21 protein-coding genes and 1 tRNA gene are annotated in these 19,656 nt (G+C 69.9%); 10 read left to right on the forward strand and 12 right to left on the reverse strand.

Annotation, left to right across the window (positions count from 1 at the left end):
- Positions 1 to 6 precede the first annotated feature (6 nt).
- On the reverse strand, positions 7 to 606 hold the full coding sequence (locus MFF22_RS00145; protein WP_238246981.1) for a nitroreductase family protein: 600 nt from the start codon (positions 604 to 606) through the stop codon (positions 7 to 9).
- A gap of 88 nt (positions 607 to 694) precedes the next feature.
- On the reverse strand, positions 695 to 1,060 hold the full coding sequence (locus MFF22_RS24640; protein ID WP_283206140.1) for a GcrA family cell cycle regulator: 366 nt from the start codon (positions 1,058 to 1,060) through the stop codon (positions 695 to 697).
- A gap of 219 nt (positions 1,061 to 1,279) precedes the next feature.
- Here MFF22_RS24640 and sseA point away from each other — a divergent pair, with 219 nt between their 5' ends.
- The gene (gene sseA, locus MFF22_RS00155; protein ID WP_238246985.1) at positions 1,280 to 2,122 is read left to right on the forward strand and encodes a 3-mercaptopyruvate sulfurtransferase; all 843 of its coding nucleotides are present in this window, start codon (positions 1,280 to 1,282) and stop codon (positions 2,120 to 2,122) included.
- Positions 2,123 to 2,173: 51 nt separating this feature from the next.
- On the opposite strand, the gene MFF22_RS00160 is transcribed toward sseA, so the two are convergent.
- The 4 genes from MFF22_RS00160 to MFF22_RS00175 form a co-directional block, all read right to left on the reverse strand.
- The gene (locus tag MFF22_RS00160) at positions 2,174 to 3,013 is read right to left on the reverse strand and encodes an FTR1 family iron permease (protein WP_238246987.1); all 840 of its coding nucleotides are present in this window, start codon (positions 3,011 to 3,013) and stop codon (positions 2,174 to 2,176) included.
- A gap of 33 nt (positions 3,014 to 3,046) precedes the next feature.
- Positions 3,047 to 4,438, reverse strand: a complete 1,392-nt coding sequence (locus MFF22_RS00165; RefSeq protein WP_238247035.1) for a 4Fe-4S binding protein — start codon at positions 4,436 to 4,438, stop codon at positions 3,047 to 3,049.
- 65 nt (positions 4,439 to 4,503) lie between these two features.
- A complete protein-coding gene (locus tag MFF22_RS00170) occupies positions 4,504 to 4,839 on the reverse strand; it encodes a cupredoxin domain-containing protein (protein ID WP_238246989.1) in 336 nt (111 codons plus the stop codon).
- A 13-nt stretch (positions 4,840 to 4,852) separates the two neighbouring features.
- On the reverse strand, positions 4,853 to 5,410 hold the full coding sequence (locus tag MFF22_RS00175; RefSeq protein WP_238246991.1) for an iron transporter: 558 nt from the start codon (positions 5,408 to 5,410) through the stop codon (positions 4,853 to 4,855).
- A gap of 408 nt (positions 5,411 to 5,818) precedes the next feature.
- Here MFF22_RS00175 and MFF22_RS00180 point away from each other — a divergent pair, with 408 nt between their 5' ends.
- From MFF22_RS00180 to MFF22_RS00190, 3 genes are all read left to right on the forward strand, one after another.
- Positions 5,819 to 7,915 carry a carbohydrate porin gene (locus tag MFF22_RS00180; RefSeq protein ID WP_238247038.1) on the forward strand — a complete coding sequence of 699 codons (2,097 nt, stop codon included), beginning with the start codon at positions 5,819 to 5,821 and terminating at the stop codon, positions 7,913 to 7,915.
- An 84-nt stretch (positions 7,916 to 7,999) separates the two neighbouring features.
- On the forward strand, positions 8,000 to 8,251 hold the full coding sequence (locus tag MFF22_RS00185) for an AbrB/MazE/SpoVT family DNA-binding domain-containing protein (RefSeq protein WP_238246993.1): 252 nt from the start codon (positions 8,000 to 8,002) through the stop codon (positions 8,249 to 8,251).
- Positions 8,252 to 8,261: 10 nt separating this feature from the next.
- A complete protein-coding gene (locus tag MFF22_RS00190) occupies positions 8,262 to 8,651 on the forward strand; it encodes a type II toxin-antitoxin system VapC family toxin (protein WP_238246995.1) in 390 nt (129 codons plus the stop codon).
- 11 nt (positions 8,652 to 8,662) lie between these two features.
- On the opposite strand, the gene lipB is transcribed toward MFF22_RS00190, so the two are convergent.
- The gene (gene lipB / locus MFF22_RS00195) at positions 8,663 to 9,376 is read right to left on the reverse strand and encodes a lipoyl(octanoyl) transferase LipB (protein WP_238247040.1); all 714 of its coding nucleotides are present in this window, start codon (positions 9,374 to 9,376) and stop codon (positions 8,663 to 8,665) included.
- Positions 9,377 to 9,443: 67 nt separating this feature from the next.
- Here lipB and MFF22_RS00200 point away from each other — a divergent pair, with 67 nt between their 5' ends.
- From MFF22_RS00200 to MFF22_RS00215, 4 genes are all read left to right on the forward strand, one after another.
- Entirely contained in the window at positions 9,444 to 9,749 is a 306-nt protein-coding gene (locus MFF22_RS00200) for a FliM/FliN family flagellar motor switch protein (RefSeq protein WP_238247042.1), read from the forward strand.
- 125 nt (positions 9,750 to 9,874) lie between these two features.
- A tRNA-Leu gene (locus MFF22_RS00205) sits at positions 9,875 to 9,959 on the forward strand.
- Between the two features lie 542 nt (positions 9,960 to 10,501).
- Positions 10,502 to 11,020 carry a hypothetical protein gene (locus MFF22_RS00210; RefSeq protein WP_238246997.1) on the forward strand — a complete coding sequence of 173 codons (519 nt, stop codon included), beginning with the start codon at positions 10,502 to 10,504 and terminating at the stop codon, positions 11,018 to 11,020.
- Positions 11,021 to 11,138: 118 nt separating this feature from the next.
- Positions 11,139 to 12,335, forward strand: coding sequence for a pyridoxal phosphate-dependent aminotransferase (locus MFF22_RS00215; RefSeq protein ID WP_238246999.1), 1,197 nt, complete (start codon positions 11,139 to 11,141; stop codon positions 12,333 to 12,335).
- Between the two features lie 4 nt (positions 12,336 to 12,339).
- On the opposite strand, the gene MFF22_RS00220 is transcribed toward MFF22_RS00215, so the two are convergent.
- Positions 12,340 to 12,822, reverse strand: coding sequence for a hypothetical protein (locus MFF22_RS00220; RefSeq protein WP_238247001.1), 483 nt, complete (start codon positions 12,820 to 12,822; stop codon positions 12,340 to 12,342).
- A 214-nt stretch (positions 12,823 to 13,036) separates the two neighbouring features.
- Positions 13,037 to 15,682, reverse strand: a complete 2,646-nt coding sequence (locus tag MFF22_RS00225; protein WP_238247003.1) for a DNA translocase FtsK — start codon at positions 15,680 to 15,682, stop codon at positions 13,037 to 13,039.
- Positions 15,683 to 15,838: 156 nt separating this feature from the next.
- On the opposite strand from MFF22_RS00225, the gene mtnA reads away from it, so the two are divergent.
- Together mtnA and MFF22_RS00235 are read left to right on the forward strand one after the other, a co-directional pair.
- Positions 15,839 to 16,936 (forward strand): S-methyl-5-thioribose-1-phosphate isomerase, encoded by a 1,098-nt coding sequence (gene mtnA / locus MFF22_RS00230; RefSeq protein WP_238247005.1) that lies wholly within the window; start codon positions 15,839 to 15,841, stop codon positions 16,934 to 16,936.
- A 137-nt stretch (positions 16,937 to 17,073) separates the two neighbouring features.
- Positions 17,074 to 17,409: a DUF3140 domain-containing protein gene (locus MFF22_RS00235; RefSeq protein ID WP_238247007.1), complete on the forward strand. Its 336-nt coding sequence runs from the start codon at positions 17,074 to 17,076 to the stop codon at positions 17,407 to 17,409.
- A 194-nt stretch (positions 17,410 to 17,603) separates the two neighbouring features.
- On the opposite strand, the gene MFF22_RS00240 is transcribed toward MFF22_RS00235, so the two are convergent.
- From MFF22_RS00240 to MFF22_RS00250, 3 genes are all read right to left on the reverse strand, one after another.
- On the reverse strand, positions 17,604 to 17,960 hold the full coding sequence (locus MFF22_RS00240) for a hypothetical protein (RefSeq protein WP_238247009.1): 357 nt from the start codon (positions 17,958 to 17,960) through the stop codon (positions 17,604 to 17,606).
- An 88-nt stretch (positions 17,961 to 18,048) separates the two neighbouring features.
- Positions 18,049 to 18,261, reverse strand: coding sequence for a hypothetical protein (locus tag MFF22_RS00245; protein ID WP_238247011.1), 213 nt, complete (start codon positions 18,259 to 18,261; stop codon positions 18,049 to 18,051).
- 158 nt (positions 18,262 to 18,419) lie between these two features.
- Positions 18,420 to 19,637 carry an LL-diaminopimelate aminotransferase gene (locus MFF22_RS00250; RefSeq protein WP_238247014.1) on the reverse strand — a complete coding sequence of 406 codons (1,218 nt, stop codon included), beginning with the start codon at positions 19,635 to 19,637 and terminating at the stop codon, positions 18,420 to 18,422.
- Positions 19,638 to 19,656: the final 19 nt, after the last annotated feature.

Raw genomic sequence — 19,656 nt, forward strand, 5'->3', positions numbered from 1 at the left:
CCCGGGTCAATCGATGCCGGCGGGGAACGGACCGGCCACGACGAAATCGGTGATCGGGCGGCGTCCGTTCGGCGCCTCCCGGGAGCGCTGCTCCTCGGAGAGGTCGGCCTCGGCCCGCTTGCGGCCCACCGCGAAGGCCGCCTCGATCCGGTGATGCTCCGGCAGGCGCAGCACGTCCGGCGCCCGGGCGTGATCGAACCCGGTCATGCCGTGGGCGTGCCAGCCCTGGCGGATCGCCTGGAGCTGGAAGGCGAGGGAGGCGGCGCCCGCGTCGAAGGAGGCGCTGTAGGAAGGCTTCAATTCGTCCCCGACACGCATCCGGCCATTGGACACGATGAACACGATCGCCCCGGTCTCCGCGACCCAGCGCTGGTTGCCGGGTACGAGGAGGTCGAAGAACGTCGGCCAGTGGGCATCGTCCTTCAGCGCGTAGAGGAACCGCCAGGGCTGGGAATTGTAGCCCGAGGGCGACCAGCGGGCCGCCTCGACCATCCGCATCAGCTCGGATTCCGGCACGGCCTCCCCGGTGAAGGCCCGGGGGGAATGCCGCTCGACGAAGATCGGATCGATCTCATGGTCGGGCCGGCGGGGCTGGGGTAGGGTCACGGTGCGCATCTCCGGTCGGTCCGCATCCGTCGCGGACGACGCGGACCTTGCCCGATGCACATGACGCGACGCAAACGCACCCGCAGAATCAGCGAATGCGGCCGGGGCGGGCCGGCTCGAACACGATCCGCCGGTGGAAGGCGCACCAGCTCTTTCCGTCGGCCACGGGCGCCCCGCAGCAGACGGCCTGATCGCTCGGCTCGCCGATGATGTACTTGCACACGAAGGCGCCCGACTGGGCGAACGGCACGCGCAGGTCCGCCGACGGCTCCTCGACGGTCTCGGCGTCTCCAATCTGCGACATGCGGACGAGTTGGTTCATCGGTCGTGTCCTGAACGGCGACCGCGGGGCCGCCCCTTGTAGCTGCGGAGGTGAAACGCCCTGCCGTCCGTGGGCCTTTCCGGCGGGTTGCCCCTGGTGCAACGCACTGGAAAGACCCCGGCACCGATCCATGACCGGCACAGAGCTGTCATCGTATTGTCGTAGCTGGGGTAGAATGCCTTGAAAACAAGTGCGTCCTGCGCTCAGCGCAATTGACCACAGTGGTGGGTGCGTAGCTGACCGCTCGTCGATGACGGATCGAGCTCGGCCTCAGCCGATTGAGCTTCGCCCCCGTGCATCGGGCCGCCCCATGTGGTTTGTTCGCCCTGACGAAACCGCACGGGACCTATCATGACGCACCAGCCCCTCGTGACGCCCGCTTGGCTGCGCGAGCGCCTCTCCGCGCCGGACATCGTCGTCCTGGATGCCTCCTGGTACCTGCCCGCCGCGGGGCGCGATCCGGAGGCCGAATACCGGGCGGCGCACATCCCCGGGGCCATCCGCTTCGACCTCGATGCCATGAGCGACACCGAATCGAGCCTGCCGCACATGCTGCCGCGGCCGGAGGTCTTCGCCTCCCGGATGCGGGCGCTCGGCATCGGCGACGGGCAGCAGGTCGTGGTCTACGACGGCCAGGGGCTGTTCTCGGCCCCCCGCGTCTGGTGGATGCTCAAGACCTTCGGGATGCGCGACGCCCTGGTCCTCGACGGCGGCCTGCCCGCCTGGATCGCCGCCGGCTACCCCACCGAGGAGGGCGAGGCGCAGCCCCGGGAGCGGCGGCACTTCACCGCCCGCCTCGACCACGGCGCCGTGGCGGACGGGAACGACGTCGCCCGCGCCCTGGAGAGCGGATCGGCCCAAGTGGTCGATGCGAGGTCCGGCCCCCGCTTCCGCGGCGAGGAATCGGAGCCGCGCCCGGGCGTGCGCCCCGGTCACATGCCGGGGGCGAAGAACCTTCATTACGCCGCGCTTCAGAAGGACGGCCGGATGAAGAGCCCGGACGAGCTGGCGGAGGTGTTCGCCGCCAACGGGGTCGATCCGGCCCGGCCGGTGATGACCACCTGCGGATCGGGCGTGACCGCGGCGATCATCAGCCTCGCCCTGGAGACGATGGGCCACCCTGCCCGCAGCCTCTACGACGGTTCGTGGTCGGAATGGGGGGCGGACACCACGCGACCGGTGGAGAAGGGCTGAACGCCTCCTCTCCCCCCCCCCCCGCGAAGGGGGGAGGAACGCGAACGGACCCTAAGCCGTCCGCACCGCCCGGCGCTTGTCGGCCCGGCGCTTGTCGGCGGCGACCCACTGCATCAGCACCACCATGACCACGATGGTGGCGATGTAGACGGCGAGCTGCAGGGCGGTGGGGCGGTCCGTGTAGCCGACCAGGGCGTGGAGCACGCGACCCGTCCAGGAATTCTCGGCGATCAGGCCCGAACTGTTCCACACCGTGTGGCCGAGGATGTCGATCACGCCCGCATTGGCGAGGAACTGCGCCGCCTGAGAGGCGAGGCCTGCCGCCAGGAAGGTGATGAGCACGCTGGTCACCGTGAAGACGTGGCGTGCCGGGATCGAGGCGAGGCCGAGATAGCTCACCGCCGAGAGCAGGATGCCCGCGCCGACGCCCGCCAGCGCGCCGAACTGGATGTCGGCGCCGGACGTGCCCGAGGCCACGAGACCGTAGAGGAACAGCACCAGCTCCGCCCCCTCCCGCAGGATCGCGGCGCCGACGACGATGGCCAGAGCCGCCGCCTCCCGCTGGCCGCTACGCACGGCCTCTCCGGCGGCCCGCAACTCGCCGGCGAGTTCCCGGCCGTGCTTACTCATCCAGGTGTTGTGCCAGATCAGCAGCAGCACGGCGACGATCAGCACCGCCGCATTCAGGAGGTCCTGACCGCTGCCCTCGAAGGCGTCGGAGATCCTCTCCGCGAACAGGGCGACCAGGGCCGCGCCGCCGAGCCCCCCGGCGACGCCCAGCAGCACCCAGCGCATCCGGCCGGGAATGCCCCGCGTCGCCGCGAGCACGATGGAGATGATGAGGCCCGCCTCGATGACCTCGCGGAAGGCGATAACGAAGGCACCGATCATGATGCGATTTCCCGTATGTGCGCGGGACCCGCGCTACCAGATCCAGAACAGCAACACCCAGTTGGCGACCGAGACGGCCGCCGCGCAGGCGATGCAGGCACAGGCGGCCGCCCGGCGCAGCCCCCCCGCGGAGAGCCCGGCCACCCGCCACGCCAGCCACACGCTCCACAGGGCCGCCCCGGCGAGGAGCGCGGCCCGGATCTCCGCCACGTAGGGCACGACGATCCCGTCCCCCCGCAGGAAGGTGACCGTGAGCGCCGACAGGCCGAGGAAGACGCCGCACCCGGCGATCGGGATCAGCGTCTGCGTGAGATGGTGGAAGCGCCGGAGCGAGCCCGGCCCGAGCAACCGGGCCGCCGCCGCCACGAGGGCCGACAGGACGAGGCCGAGCCCGATGGTGGCCGCACCCATGTAGAACAGCAGGATCGCCCCATCGAGGAGCGTCATCACGTCGTTCTTGTCGGGATAGTTAGTGAGGACGAACCACGGGGCCGAATGGTCCAGGGGCCAAGTGGTGCCGCGCTCGATCAGCCACGTGGCCGCCGCCTGCTTCATGTCGAGGAACCAGGGGCTCGACGACCACTGGAACGCGCCGACCGCCAGCCCGAGCATCCCGAACAGGATGAGGACGGTCTGCTCCCACGAGGGCTGGTCGCCGGCCACGTGGACGATCTCGCTGTTGGGCGAGCGCAGGGCGAGGCGCACGGCGCCCCGGTGGCCGGAGCAGCGCCCGCACATGTGGCAGGCCCCGGCGCCGCGCATCGTCTTCACGGGGACGAGGGGCGCGCAGTTGAAGCTCGCCCCGCCCCGGGCCGGCTTCGGCGAGGCCGCCCAGGCGGCCCGATCCACCTGGAAGCTGAGGGGCGCCAGCTTCGAGAGCACCGCGAACACCCCGTTGACCGGGCAAAGATAACGGCACCACACCCGCTTGTTGCGCCCGTAGAGCAGGCCGACGACGATCGCCGCCAGGGTCGAGCCGCCAAGCACGGCCAGCACCGGCTTGGGATAGCCGTAGACGCTGGTCATCTGCCCGTAGACGGTGGTGCCGGCGAAGGCGATGAACGGCCAGCCGCTCCAGGTGATCCAGCGGGGCACCGCATAGCCCCGGCTCCAGCGGCTCGCGACTTCGGTGAGCGCGCCCTCCGGGCAGAACACCCCGCACCAGACGCGGCCCACCAGCACCATGCTCACCAGCACGAAGGGCCACCAGATGCCCCAGAAGGCGAACTGGGCGGCCAGCGTCAGGTTGGTCCAGATGTGCTGGGAATTGTCCGGCAGGGGCAGGAAGGCGGGCACCGCCACCAGCACCGCGTAGACCGCCACCACGATCCATTGCACCGCACGGATCGCGCCGGCATGGGCGCGCAGCCAATCGCCGAAGCGGGCGACGCGGATGTCGAGCGCACGGGCGCGGGGCCGGGCCATCGCCCTGCCGGCCAGCGCCAGATCGGCACCCACTGATCCGCCTGCCCGAGTGCTCACTTAATGTCTCACTTGGCGACCAGCTTCGCCTTCGCCTCCGGGTGGAAGTCGTCGAAGATGTCGTAGCTGCCGGCATCCAGGGTGCGGAACACGATGGCCGACGTGGAGCCCGCGGCGAGGGCCTTCTCGCGCTTCAGTTCCAGGCTCTCGAACTCCACCGGCGACTGGCCGGTGTTGGAAATTTCGAGCTTGAAGCGGGTGTTGGCCGGCACCTCGATGGTCGCGGGCAGGATCACCCCGTCCCGCATCTCCACCTTGATCACCGGCATGTCGTCGGCGCGAGCGGCCGCCCCCGTCGAGAGCAGGAGGAGGGCGGCAAGGGCGAGGCGGCGGGGCGCGGTCACGGCGTGCGGTTCCTCAGTAGGATCCCTTCTTGCCGGTGCCGGCGAAGGTGAAGTCCTGGGTCATGTCGAAGGGCTCGAACCAGGGTCCGACGCCGGTCTCCTTGTCGACGTGGCGGCCGAAATGGCTGCCCTTGCCGGGGGGAGCGACGAAGACGGTGAGCCGGTAGCGGCCGGGGCCGAAGAGCTTGACGTTGTCGCCGTAATGCGGCCCGTCGTTGGCCACCATCGGCATCAGCGCCCCCTCGGCCTTCTGGTCCGTCGGCTTGTCGCCATCGAGCTTCACCACCGTGAAGCGCACCGCCAGGGCTGGCACGAAGTCTCCCTCGGCGAAGCCGTTGCGGTTGTCCTTGGCAGCGCGGATATCGGTCTCAAGGTGGATGTCCGACTGGGCAGCCGGACGCATCATGTCCGGCGGATCCATCTCGATGGGCTGGAGATAGACGGCGGCGACCTCCAGGCCGTTCTTGGTCATGTGCGGGCCGATCGGCACTTCCTTGGCCGACGCCGCCGCGACGGCGAACAGCAGCGCGGGAGCGGCAAGGGCGAGTCGGAGGGAGGCGATGGCTGACATGGCCTCGCCACATAAGCCGACCCGCGCGAAGTTCAAAGACCCTATCGCGTACAAAAAAATCATAACAGTTCTAAAGAAGGCGGGCCCCGGAAGTTATCGACAACGATGGATTAGAATTGCTCAAGAATTGTGTGCTTGCCGACACGTGAATAGCCGTTATCCCATCCCTGTGGCATGCCGTCACTAGAAGCGTGGCCTTGCCTGGGGATGATGGGCAAGCGTCACCGCACCGTCGTACGAATGGGACGATGCTGCCAGCGGGGAATGAGGGACCCTGCCGGCGCCTTCGCCCTTGCGGTCATCCAACGGTGACGCTAGGAACGTCGATTATAGCAAATGCTATATCTTTTGAATCGAAGGGCGGGCATGCAGGGCGCGACCACATCCCTGGCGGGTAGCCACGGCCTGATGGTTCGCCTCATGCTGGGGGCCGCCCTCGTCGGCCAGGTAAGCCCCCGGGCCGCCTCAGCCGCCGACCTTGCTGCGGCAGCGCCCGCCCCGGCTGCGTCCTACACCGACTGGTCGGGGCCGTATCTCGGCCTGGAGGGCAGCGCGAGCGGTTCCTACGGCGCGTATGAGTTCGGCCCCTCCACGGTGGGGGGACGCCCGGTCCCGGCCTTCAAGAGCGGCGATTCGACAGGCCGCAGCGACCGGGGCCGCGACGCGACCACGGCGGTCGGCGGCGCCTATGCCGGCTGGAACTGGCAGAGCGGGCCCTGGCTCTACGGCATCGAGGCCGCCCTCGACGCGGCCAACCTGAAGCGGCCGGTTCCCTCCACCATCGCCGGCTTCGGCTATCAGGCGGTGGACCCGGCCTTCGACATCATTCGTGCCAAGACCGACGTCTACGGCACCCTTCGGGCCCGGCTGGGCTACAGCTTCGACCGCTACCTCGTCTACGCCACCTTCGGCCTCGCGGGGGCCAACGCCCGGGTGCTCGCCAACTACCCCGACCTCGGCACGGGGGGCCTCGTCACGGCGAAGGCCGACCTCGGCTATCTCGGCTTCACCCTCGGCGCGGGCGTGCAATACGCCATCACCGAGAACCTCGCGCTCGGCCTCGACTACCGTTACGTCGACCTCGGCGGGAGCGGTCGCTTCTCCCTCGGCAGCGTGCCCGGCCTCGGCCCGGTGACGAGCCGGGCGAGCTTCACCTCCAACCAGATGTTCCTGCGGCTGATGTGGTTTCCGGGCGGACTGACCGTGCCGCCGGATCCGGACGAGACCGCCCCCCACGACCCCGACAACGGCGACACCGGCCGCTACTCCCTGCACGGACAGACCACCCTGATCGCGCAAGGGGTGCCAGGCTTCCGCTCCCCCTATATCGGCGACCAGAGCCTGATCCCCCATCAGGCCCGCCAGACCACGACGGCGACGATCTTCCTCGGCTTCAAGCTCGCCGAGGGCACAGAGCTCTATTACAACCCGGAATTCAGCCAGGGCTTCGGCCTGTCGCGGACGCTGGGCGTCGCGGGCTTCGTCAACGGCGAGGCGCAGAAGGCCGGCGCCCCGTTCCCGAAGCTCCGCTCCAACCGCTACTACATCAAGCAGACGATCGGGCTCGGCGGCGAGACCGTCGAGGTGCCGGACGGGCCGAACCAGGTGGCGACCCGCTACGATTCCGAGCGCATCACCCTCATCGCCGGCAAGTTCGCCCTCGGGGACTTCTTCGACGGCAACGTCTACGCTCACGACCCGCGGGTCGACTTCTTCAACTGGTCCCTCTGGGGCTCGTCGGCCTGGGATTTCCCGGCCAACCTCCCCGGTTTCACGCAGGGCGTCTACGCCGAGTACAACCGGCCCGAATTCGCCGTGCGCGCCGCCTACACCCAGGTGCCCAAGCAGCCCTCCAGCGACGTCCTGGACCCGCGGGTGTTCGAGCGGGCCGGGCTCAACATCGAGTTCGAGGAGCGCCATGTGCTGCCGATCCTCGACCAGCCGGGCAAGGTGCGCATCGGCCTGTTCTCGAACGAGGGCAACTCGGCCAACTACCGCGACATCGTCACCCTCACCCAGCTCGGAGTGTTCGATGACATCAACGACGCCGCGGCGGCGACCCGACGCCCCCGGCGCAAGAGCGGCGGCTACATCAACCTGGAGCAGGCCCTCACGCCGGAACTCGGCCTGTTCGCCCGGGCGAGCCTCGGGGACGGGCGCAACGAGAACATCTCTTTCACCGACATCGACCAGAGCTTTTCCGGCGGCCTCTCCCTGAAGGGCAAAGCCTGGGACCGTCCGGACGACACGATCGGCCTCGGCGCCGCGATGAACGGCCTCTCGCCCTCCCACCGGGCCGCCTTCGCCAACGGCTATTACGGCCTGCTGATCGGCGACGGCCAGCTCCGCTACGGCACCGAGCGGGCGCTCGAGACCTATTACGCCATGAACCTCACGAAGTTCGTGACCCTGACCTTCGATTACCAGTTCATCGACAACCCCGGATACAACCGCGACCGCGGCCCGGCGCACTTCTTCGCCTCGCGATTGCACGCGGATTTCTGAGCGGAGTGATCGCCGCCGTGACAGAAGGCGGTTTGACTGCCATTATACTCGAGCGATTGAGCAATCCGCATTGCGAGGGCCACGATGCCGCAACGCCGGACGATCCAGGTGGCGGAGGACGGGAGGATGAACCTCCCGGCCGACATCCGTCGCGTCCTGGGCCTGAGCGGCGCCGGCCGGATCATCCTGATGCAGGACGAAGACGGGATCCATCTGACGACGGCCGCGGATTCCCTGCGGCGCGTCCGCGAGCTGGCCGCCCCGTTCCGCCGGGGCTCCGGCTCGGTCGTGGATGAGTTCATCGCCGAGCGCCGTGCCGACAGTGGCGAGGACTGAGGACGCCACGGTGCCCGGCCCCGTGCTCGACGCCTCGGCAGTACTGGCTGCGAACTTCGACGAGGCCGGCTCCGACCCCGTGGCGGCGCATCTTCCGGGCGCAGCGATCTCGGCCGTCAACCTTGCCGAAGTGCTGGCGAAGCTCCGCGACCTCGGCATGCCGGACACCACGATTGCGGCGATCGTCGAAGGCCTTCAACTCACGATCCTGCCCTTCGAGGCCGCCCTTGCTGAAGACAGCGCCCGTCTGCGCCCGTTGACGCGCCCCGCCGGCCTCTCCCTGGGAGATCGAGTCTGCCTTGCCACGGCGCGCCTGTGCGGGGTGCCGGCCCTCACCGCCGACAGGGCCGGGGCCCGCCCGCCGGCCGAGACGGAGGTGAGGATCGAGCTGGTGCGCTGAGCGCCGCCCCGTCACGCCTCCGCCATCGTCTCCCCGAACACCGCCTCGAAGGCCGCGCGCAGCTGCATGTCGACCTCCGCCATGCTCACGGGCAGGCCGAGGTCCATGAGGCTCGTGACCCCATGCTCGCGCACGCCGCAGGGCACGATGCCGGCAAAATGGCCGAGGTCGGGCTCGACGTTGAGGCTGACCCCGTGGAAGCTCACCCAGCGGCGCACCCGGATGCCGATGGCCGCGATCTTGTCCTCGACGCCCTCGCCCTTCTCCGGGCGCCGCACCCAGACGCCCACCCGGTCCTCCCGCCGTTCGGCGCGGACGTTGAACGCCTCCAGGGTCGCGATCAGCCACGCTTCCAGGCTCGCCACGTAGGCGCGCAGATCCGGACGGCGGCGGGTGAGATCGAGCATCACGTAGGCGACCCGCTGGCCGGGGCCATGATACGTGTATTGCCCGCCCCGCCCGCTGGGATGGACCGGAAAGCGCCCGGGGCCGACGAGGTCCTCCGGCCGGGCCGAGGTGCCCGCCGTGTAGAGCGGCGGGTGCTCGAGGAGCCAGACGCATTCCGCCTCGCGCCCCGCCGCGATGGCGGCCGCCCGCGCCTCCATCCAGGCCACCGCCTCGTCGTAGCCGACACGTGCCTCGCTCACCCGCCATGCGACGGGGGGCGAGCCCGGCGAGGGAAGAAATGCGGCCGGAGCGACCGCAAGACGGGCGGCGTTTACCAAGACTTCACCTTCATTCAGGAAGGATCTCATGATCATTCCGGTTAACGGTGGCAAGGTCAGTTTGGGCGTGGGCGTGTTCGAGACCCTCAAGGTCGATCTTACCGTCGTGCTCGGCCGGGCGCGAATGCCGCTGCACATGCTGCTGCGCATGGGACGCGGGGCGGTCATCGCCCTGGATGCCTCGGAATCCGACATGGTCGAGATCCTGGCCAACGACCATCCCGTGGCCCGCGGCCAGATCGTCGTGACCGGCGACAAGATCTCCGTGGAGGTGACGGAGCTGATCCGGAAGGAAGTCGCGATCGTCGACCCGACCGTGACCATCGGCGACGGGGCGGCGCCATTCCTCGACGAGACCGCGCTGACGAGCTGACGGGGCGGGACAACATTCGCTTGTCGGGGCGGGACCGATCTGTTATCGCCTGCCGCGCCGGACGAAACGGCGCCCTCCGGGGCGCGCGACGACGGTGTTCCGGACGGATTTCGGTCCTGTCCGATGCGGCCATGGCGGAATTGGTAGACGCGCTAGCTTGAGGTGCTAGTCCCGCGAGGGGTGGAGGTTCGAGTCCTCTTGGCCGCACCAACTGTTCTTCGAGCAACAGTCGGTGCATGACGGTGGCGAGGCCGAGTGCGGCTTGCCCCAGTGATCGTTCCAGACAATCCGAGCTCGTGTCGCCGTGTCAGTCACGGTCGGACGCGGCGGGGATGCGCGACGCCACCGCGCCGGGGGCCGGCCGGCAGTCGATGCACCATCACCCACACCGCACCATAGACAGCCACTGCATCCATTGCAGTAGAAGTCGCCACTTGTGCCGTTGGAAGACAGAGGCCGGGCGAAACGCCGCGGTGCATCACTGGTCATGCGGCGATGGCGAGCGGAATGGGCGCGGCGGCGCCACCGGCAATGCATGCGCCCTGCCCGAACTTGAAGCAGGCGGCGCCTGAATATCCTCAGCGACCCATTTGAACGTTGATAATTGAGTTAATTGGATCTCGACTCAGGCTCATGGCTTGATTTCATCAAAGTTTTTTTGCAAGCTTTGTCCTGACACCATTCCGGTTAAGCGGCGTCCCGCGCTGCAAAGGCGCGGATCTCAACCTCCAATCATCGAGACCATTCTGTCCATGCGCCACCCTCGCGTGCGGCGTCCGTTCAGCGTCGAATCCCGTGGAAGCAACCGCGAAAGCGGCTCCATCGCGATCCCGAAGCGGGTTCCGCCCTCGCCGCAGTCTCAGCCCCTGGCAGCCGCCAAGGCCGCCCGCCCCCTCTTCGACCCCTGGGCCGCCGTCACGGCACCGCCGGAGCCGGCAGCAGCAGCCCGGCGGATCCTCCCCAACATCATGACACCGCCCGAGCCGTCCACAGAGCCGGAAACCGAGGCCCCCGCCCGGGAGGAACCGTTGCCCCGGGTCCGCCGGGTGAAGGCCAAGGTCGTCGCGTCCCGTCCCGCCGCGTCCCGTCCTGCCGCTCCCCCGGAGCCCCCGGCCGCAGCCCCGCCCCGACCGCCCGCCCCCATCGAGCGCAAGACCGAGATCGCCGCGGCGCCCTCCCTTCGCATGCCACTGCGGGCCGACCGCACGGGCCGGGCCGCGCTCCCCGCCGGCCAGCGCTGGAAGGCCAGGCTCCCCCGGGCCTGCTGGTAGGAAAGCTCCCCTGACCGGGCCGGCGGATGACGGCCCGGTTGCGGTCCGGGACAAAACCCGGCACGCCCTGCCCGTGCGCGGGGAAGGTTCGCCCGTGACGAACGGGAGCCCCTCGCTGATGGATCGACCGGCCTGCTCGCCCGGGGCTCTCGACGTCTCCACCCTCCTGTCCCCGCGGATGCGCGGCATCCGCGCGAGCCAGATCGGCCTCGTCGCCGACCGCGGCCGGGACGATCCGGGGGTGGTGAAGCTGTGGATCGGCGAGGGCGACCTTCCGACGCCGCCCTTCATCATCGAGGCCGCCCACCGGGCCATGCAGGCGGGGCACACCCGCTACGCCACGTCCCTCGGCCTGCCGCGCCTGCGGGAGGCGCTGGGGGCCTACCACGCGCGCCATTGGGGTGTGGAGATCCCGCCCGACCGCTTCACGGTCACGGCGGGGGGCATGAACGCGATCATGCAAGCGGCGCAGGCCCTCCTGGAGCCGGGCGACGAGATCGTCATCCCCTCCCCCGCCTGGCCGAACCTCGCCGAGGCGGTGCGGGTGACGGGCGGGGTGCCCGTGAGCGTGCCCTACCGGGTGGATGCGCAGGGTCGGTTTTCCCTGCCGCTGGCCGACATCGAGGCGGCCCTCACCCCGCGGACGCGGGTGATCATGGTGAACTCGCCCTCCAACCCCACGGGCTGGATCATGCCCCCGGACGAGATGGTGGCCCTGCGCGACCTCGCCCGGGCGCGGGGCCTGTGGATCCTCGCCGACGAGGTCTACGCGCATTTCACCTATGGGGGAGCCATCGCCCCGTCCTTCCTGCAGATCTGCACGGAGCACGACCGGCTGATCGTCGCCAACACCTTCTCGAAGAACTGGGCCATGACCGGCTGGCGGGCCGGCTGGCTGATCTATCCGAAGGGCCTCGACGGGACCTTCGCCAAGCTCGGCCAGTACAACACCACGTCGATCCCGACCTTCGTGCAGCACGCCGCCGTCACCGCCCTCGACGAGGGGGACGGATTCATCCGCACCATGGTGGAGCGTTGCGGCGTGGCCAGGACGATCCTCATCGAGGGCCTGTCGCGGTTGCCCGGCGCGGCCGTCGCCCCGCCGGACGGGGCCTTCTACCTGATGGCCCGGCTGGTGGAGGACGAGGCGAGCCTTCCCCTCGCCTTCCGGCTCCTCGAGGAGGCGAAGGTCGGGGTCGCGCCGGGCACCGCCTTCGGCCCGGAAGGCGAGGGCTTCGTGCGGATCTGCTACGCGATCAGCCCCGAGCTCGCGCAGGAGGCCGTGCGGCGTCTCACCGCCGTCCTCGGGCGCTGACGCCTCAGGTCGCGGGCAGGCGCAGCACCCGGGGGCGCCAGATCCCCAGGGCCACGTTGGCCGTCGCCACGGCCAGCAGCACCCAGAGGGTGTTGCGCTCCGGCCCAAGGGTGACCGCGAGGGCCGCCGGATCGAGCTTTCCGGCCAGCGCGGCGGCGCTCATGGCGGCCTCCCGTTGCATCGGGCCCTGGATGTAGACGAACCCGCCCTCGAACATCAGCACGCCCGTGGCGAGTTTCAGCCACGCCCAGCCCGCGACCCGGTAGACGGGGTGGAGGGCCATGGCCAGGAGGCCGGCGACGAGCACCAGGGCGAGGGAGGGCAGGAAGATCCAGGTCGCCACCGCGCCCATGGCCCCGCGGATGAGAGCGTAGCCGGCAAGGGACGACGGCGGCGGCGCCACGGAAAACAGCACCAGCATGGCAGCCATGGCGCCCATCAGGCCGATGGAGCCCATCGTGTGCAGGAACTTGAGCAGCCGCCGCATGGAATCCGGCTCCGGTGGTCGTGCTCACATAGGGGAAGGAGGCCAGCCGGCAAACGGCCTGCGGCCACCCCCACCACCGTCTTTGCGAGCGGAGCGAAGCAATCCAGGGATGCGCCGCGTCCTGAGAGGGCCCGCTGCTCTGGGTTGCTTCGCTGCGCTCGCAAGGACGGAGCGGGAGGGGCCAGGACGGTGCAAACCGGGAGGGCCCGCGCCCTCAGGCCGATGCCCCCTCCACCAGGATCTCGCGCTTGCCCGCATGGTTGGCCGGGCCCACGAGGCCTTCCGTCTCCATGCGCTCCATGATGGAGGCGGCGCGGTTGTAGCCAATCTGCAGCCGGCGCTGGATGTAGCTGGTGGAGGCCTTGCCGTCCCGCAGCACGACCTGCACCGCTTGGTCGTAGAGATCGCCGCCGGCCTCGCCGAAGGCCCCCGCATCGAACACGGCGCCGTCGATCTCCAGGTCGGCCGACGCGCCCCCCTTGCCCTTGCCGCCCTTCTCGGAAGCGGGCTCCTCGTCGTCGGCGGTGACGGCGTCGAGGTAGCTCGGGCGGCCCTGGCGCTTCAGGTGCGCCACGACGCTCTCCACCTCCGCATCCGAGCAGAACGGCCCGTGGACGCGGGTCGTGCGACCCCCGCCGGCCATGAACAGCATGTCGCCCTGGCCGAGCAACTGCTCCGCGCCCATCTCGCCGAGAATCGTCCGCGAGTCGATCTTGCTCGTCACCTGGAAGCTGATCCGGGTCGGGAAGTTCGCCTTGATCGTGCCGGTGATCACGTCCACCGACGGACGCTGCGTCGCCATGATCAGGTGGATGCCCGCCGCACGGGCCATCTGCGCGAGGCGCTGAATCGCCCCTTCGATGTCCTTGCCCGCCACCATCATCAGGTCGGCCATCTCGTCGACCACGATCACGATGTAGGGCAGGGGGGCGAGGTCCATCTCCTCGTCCTCGTAGACCGCCTCCCCCGTCTGCCGGTCGAACCCGGTCTGGACGGTGCGGGTCAGAACCTCGCCACGGGCGGCCGCCTCCGCGACGCGGGCGTTGTAGCCGTCGATGTTGCGGACGGCGATCTTGGCCATCTTCTTGTAGCGCTCCTCCATCTCGCGCACCGCCCACTTGAGGGCGATCACCGCCTTCTTCGGGTCGGTGACGACGGGGGAGAGCAGGTGCGGGATGCCGTCGTAGACCGACAGTTCCAGCATCTTGGGATCGACCATGATCAGCCGGCACTCTTCCGGCTTCATCCGGTAGAGCAGCGACAGGATCATCGTGTTGATGGCCACCGACTTGCCCGAGCCGGTGGTGCCGGCCACCAAGAGGTGGGGCATCCGGGCGAGGTCGGCGATGATCGGCTCGCCGCCGATATTCTTGCCCAGGCACAGGGCGAGCTTGTGCTTTGTCTCCACGAAATCCTCGGAGGCGAGGAGTTCGCGCAGGAACACCATTTCCCGGCGGGTATTGGGCAGCTCGATGCCGATGGCGTTGCGGCCGGGGACGACCGCGACGCGGGCCGAGACGGCGGACATCGACCGGGCGATGTCGTCCGCCAGCGCGATGACCCGGCTCGACTTGGTGCCGGGCGCCGGCTCCAGTTCGTAGAGGGTCACGACAGGGCCCGGACGCACGGCCAGGATGTCGCCGCGCACCCCGAAGTCACCCAGGGTGGCTTCCAGCAGGGTCGCGTTCTGCTCCAGGGCATCCGCGGAGACGAGGCTCGCCTGCGACGGCCCCTTCGGCTCGGCGAGGAGGTCGAGGGCGGGCAGTTCGTAATCCTGCGGCTGCCGGGGCGGGGCAGGACGCCGGGCGGGTGCCGGCGCCGCCGGGGGCGCGGCCACCCGCGAGGGCACCGCCACCGGCGCGGGCGCGGCCACCGGCCGGGCGGGCGCCGGAGCCATGTCCTGTTCCGGCTCCTCGTAGGCGTCCTCGTCGTGGAACGCCGGTGCCGGGTGCTCCGGCTCGGGGCGGGAGCCGGCATCGAAGACGGGCTCGCGCCGCCGGGGCGCAGCACGCTCGGCCTCCGGGAGTTGATCCGCCCAGGGCAGGTCGGCATCGGAGAAGGCCCGGCGGGCGGCGAGCGTCGGGGAGGCGCCGTCGAGATCCTCGCCCCGGCCGCCGCGCCAGGTCTCGACCCGCCCGGCCACGGACGCACGGGCCCGCATCAGACCCTGGGCCAGGGCACCGATTCCCACGAGACCGAGGCCGGGCTCGTCGGAATCGTCCTCGTGGCGCTCCCGGCTCCGCTCGGGCGCCCGGCGGACCGGGTAGGGCTCGTCCGGGACCTCCTCCTCGACCGGGGCGAACCGGCAGGCGGCCGTGAGGCTGATGATCGCCGCCGCCGCGAAGCCGAAGCCCGCCAGCGGCATGAGGCCGGAGAAGACGGTGCCGAGGATGCGGCGGGCGATGTTCAGCATCCCGTCGCCGGCGACGCCGCCGAGGCCCGTGGGCAGGGGCCAGCGGGCGGTGGGCGGCAGGGCGCTCGCCACCGCGCTCGCCGCGCAGAAGCCGATGATCCAGAGGACGAGCCGCGCCCCGCCATCGGGCAGGGTGCGCTCGCGCATCAGCCGCACGCCCCAGAGGGCCGGCGGCAGAACGAAGGCGAGGGAGCCGAGCCCGAGAAGCTGCATGGCGAGGTCGGAGACCACCGCCCCCGGCTGGCCGAGGACGTTATGGGCCGCCTGTTCGGTGGCGTGGTTGAGGCTCGGGTCGTCGATCGACCACGTCGCGAGGGCCACCGTCATGGCGACGGCACCCGTGAACAGCACGAGCCCACCGAGCTCCGTCAGGCGCTTGCCCAGGAACGGGCGGACACCATCGACGAAGGTCTCGTAGGGCGACGCGGGACGGCGAAGCGAGCGCATGCGGGACCGGACGCGAAACGAAGGACTCGCCGTGAACGCTGGCAGAGAGGGCTTAACGAGCGGCTAAGGTTGAGGAAGGCTTGCGGGGATGCCGCATCCGGGCGCCGGCTCCGCCTCCGCGTGCAAACCCGCCGCCGTTGTGGCACATCCCGACCCATGAAGATCGACGGCCGACCCTACCGTACCATTTTCCCCGATGCCGACGGGGTGAGCGTCCAGGTCATCGACCAGACGCGGCTGCCCTTCGCCTTCGAGTTACGACGGCTTGCCACCCTCGACGACGCCGCCGTGGCGATCCGCACCATGATCGTCCGCGGGGCGCCGCTGATCGGCGTCACCGCCGCCTATGGGCTGGCACTGGCCATGCGCGAGGATCCCTCCCTGGAGGGGATCGACCGGGCCTGCACCACTCTCGCCGCCACGCGGCCCACCGCCATCAACCTGCGCTGGGCGCTCGACCGGGTGTCGGCCAACCTCCGGCTGAGCGAGCCCCACGAGCGATTCGCCCGCGCCTTCGCCGAAGCCGGGCGGATCGCCGAGGAGGACGTGGCGAGTTGCCGGGCCATCGGCGCCCATGGCGGACGGCTCATCGCCGACCTGCACCGGGCGAAGGGCCACCCGATCACCGTGCTGACCCATTGCAACGCCGGCTGGCTCGCCACCGTCGATTGGGGCACGGCCCTGGCCCCCGTCTACGATGCCCACGAGAACGGCGTGCCGGTGCATGTGCTGGTGGACGAAACCCGCCCGCGCAACCAAGGTGCGGCGCTCACCGCCTTCGAACTCCACGGCCACGGGGTGCCGCACACGGTCATCGCCGACAATGCCGGCGGCCACCTGATGCAGCACGGCAAGGTCGACCTCTGCATCGTCGGCTCGGACCGCACCACGGCCGAGGGCGACGTCTGCAACAAGATCGGCACCTACCTGAAGGCCCTGGCGGCCCGGGATACCGGCGTGCCCTTCTACGCCGCCCTGCCCTTCTCGACGATCGACTGGACTTTGCGCGACGGCGTCGCCGAGATCCCCATCGAGGAGCGCGACGCCCGGGAGGTGACCCACCTCACCGGCCGCACCGAGGATGGCGGCTTCGCCACGGTGCAGGTGGTCTCTCCCGGCAGCCCGGTCGCCAACCCGGCCTTCGACGTGACGCCGGCCCGGCTGGTGACGGGGATCATCACCGAACGAGGTGTCTGCGAGGCCAGTGCCGAGGGGTTGCTCGGCCTCTATCCAGAGCGCCGCAAGGCAGCGTGACTTGGCAGCGTGTCTTGGCAGTCTGACTTGGTAGCCTAACCCCGCGGCCCGACCCTGCGGCGGCGCATCGCGGGGACCGCCGGGCGGGTCGGACGTTGCCCGCTGGATTTCACACTCCAGCAGGCAGGCAGGGCCATATGGCGGACGATCACGCGACGATCTGGGACGAGTTCAAGGACGCGGTCAACATGACCCCGGCAGCCCTCCGCAAGCACCTCGACAGCGAGGAGAGCAAGGAGGTCGGCCAGAAGAAGGGGGGCGGCGAATCCACCGGACACGCGATGGGCCGGCGCATCCTGGAGATCAAGGACAAGAAGAAGTCCGACCTGACCGACGACGACTACGCCGCGATGAAGAAGGTCGTCGGCTACGTCCACCGGCATCTCAAGCAGGGCGGCGACGCACGCAAGGACCCGGATTCGGCCTGGCGCCTGTCCCTGATGAACTGGGGGCACGATCCGCAGAAGGATTGAGGGGCCAGTTCCCTTCTTTTCCATTCAGCGCGTTTGACTGGAATTCTTGATCGCTACCTCTCCGTCGTCATGGCGAGGTGTCGCGATCAAACGATTCGAGGAAACGCGCGACTCTCTCGTTCCGGCGCGCTTTCATGCGCCGAACCGGAAGCCGCCTCGGCGGACAATGCTTCAAGCGTAGAGAGGGCCGCCCGTCAGTTCCGCGACCGCTCCACCCAGGCCGGGGCGATGACGTATTCCTTCGGGCGCTTGCGCTCGCCGAGGCGCCCCTCGGAATACTGGTCGTGGTAATAGTCGAAGCCGGTATAGCCGAAGCCGCCACCGTTCATCACCGAGGCGACCGGCACCGCCGGCCGGGCGAGATCTGGGCGGGACGCCGGCGCCACCGGGCCGACGATCGTCCCCTCGAGAACCGACAGCGCATCCGGCGCCACGAAGAGGAAGCCTTCGGGCCGGACGGGGACCGGGACTTCCTGGGCGATCGCAGCCTCGGACAGGGCGACTGTCGCGAGGACGGCGATCAGGGATCGGCGCAGGGTCGAGGGGCTCACGGAAGGCTCCGTCACTGGCACAGGGCGGGACCGTAGCACGATCCGGTCACCCGGAAAAACGCGGCCCGCCCGGGATCACCGGGGAATCTCAGCCCCGGGACTGGAGGACGACCTGCGGCGCCGCCGGGATCGGCCGGCAGCCGGTGGTGAAGGCGTTCAGCGGCAGCGGCCTTGACGCGCAGGCATAGGCGTCCGTCGGGCCCGGGGCCGGCACGGGATCCCGGGCGATGATGGGATTGGGCGCGCAAGCCGAGGCGGCGGCGGCGAGCAGCAGGGCGGCGATGGTGGTCAGACGGCGCATGCGGCTCTCGGGACGCGGGACGGGACACCCCCGCCGGAACCCTGCGCAGGCCGGGCCCGCCTGACAAGCACCGCGGGCTGCACAGCCGAGCCTTTGGCGAGGCCTGTCGCCCGGCGGCAACAATCGGTGGCGGGCCCGCCCGCCACCGGGTGCGCCTGTCAGACCGCCTGGGCCATCGGCACGACGTTGTGCAGGGACTTGTCCGCCGCATCGAAGAAACGGCGCAGGTTGCGCGCGGCCTGCCGGATGCGCTGCTCGTTCTCGACCATGGCGATGCGGACGTAATCGTCTCCATGTTCGCCGAAACCGATGCCGGGGGCCACCGCCACGTCGGACTTCTCCAGAAGCAGCTTCGAGAATTCGAGGCTGCCCATCGGCCGGTAGCGCTCGGGGATCGGCACCCAGGCGAACATCGAGGCGGCCGGAGCCGGGATCTTCCAGCCGGCCTTGCCGAAGGAATCGACCAAAGCCTCCCGGCGCTTCTTGTAGATGGATCGCATCTCGTGGATGCAATCGTCCGGCCCGTTGAGGGCGGCGGTGGCCGCCACCTGGATCGGCGTGAAGGCCCCGTAATCGAGGTACGACTTCACCCGCGTCAGGGCGGCCAGCAACCGCTCGTTGCCCACGGCGAAGCCCATGCGCCAACCGGCCATGGAGTAGGTCTTCGACAGGGAGGTGAACTCCACCGTGCAATCCATGGCGCCGGGCACCTGCAGCACCGAGGGCGGCGGCTCCCCGTCGAAATAGACCTCCGCGTAGGCGAGGTCGGAGAGCAGGATCAGCTCGTGCTTCTTCGCGAAGGCCACGAGGTCCCTGTAGAAGTCGAGCCCGGCGACATAGGCGGTCGGGTTCGACGGGTAGCAGACCACCAGCGCCACCGGCTTGGGGATCGAGTGCTGCACCGCCCGCTCCAGGGCGGGGAACATGGCCGGCGTCGGCTCGGCTGGCACGGAGCGGATCACCCCGCCGGCCATCAGGAAGCCGAAGGCGTGGATCGGGTAGCTCGGGTTCGGCACCAGCACCACGTCACCCGGGGCGGTGATCGCCTGGGCCATGTTGGCGAAGCCCTCTTTGGAACCCAGCGTCGCCACGACCTGCGTGTCGGGGTTGAGCTTCACGCCGAAGCGGCGCTCGTAATAGCCGGCCTGGGCCCGGCGCAGACCGGCGATGCCCTTGGAGGCGGAATAGCGGTCGGTCCGCGGGCGGCCCGCGGTCTCGCACAGCTTCGCGATGACGTGCCGGGGCGCATCGAGGTCCGGGTTGCCCATGCCGAGGTCGATGATGTCGGCGCCGTTAGCTCGGGCGGCCGCCTTGATCCGGTTCACCTGCTCGAACACGTAGGGCGGGAGGCGCTTGATGCGGTGGAAGTCGGTCATCGGCGTTTCCATGGGCGCG

Source organism: Methylobacterium persicinum (assembly GCF_022179525.1).
Taxonomy (GTDB): Bacteria; Pseudomonadota; Alphaproteobacteria; order Rhizobiales; family Beijerinckiaceae; genus Methylobacterium; species Methylobacterium persicinum.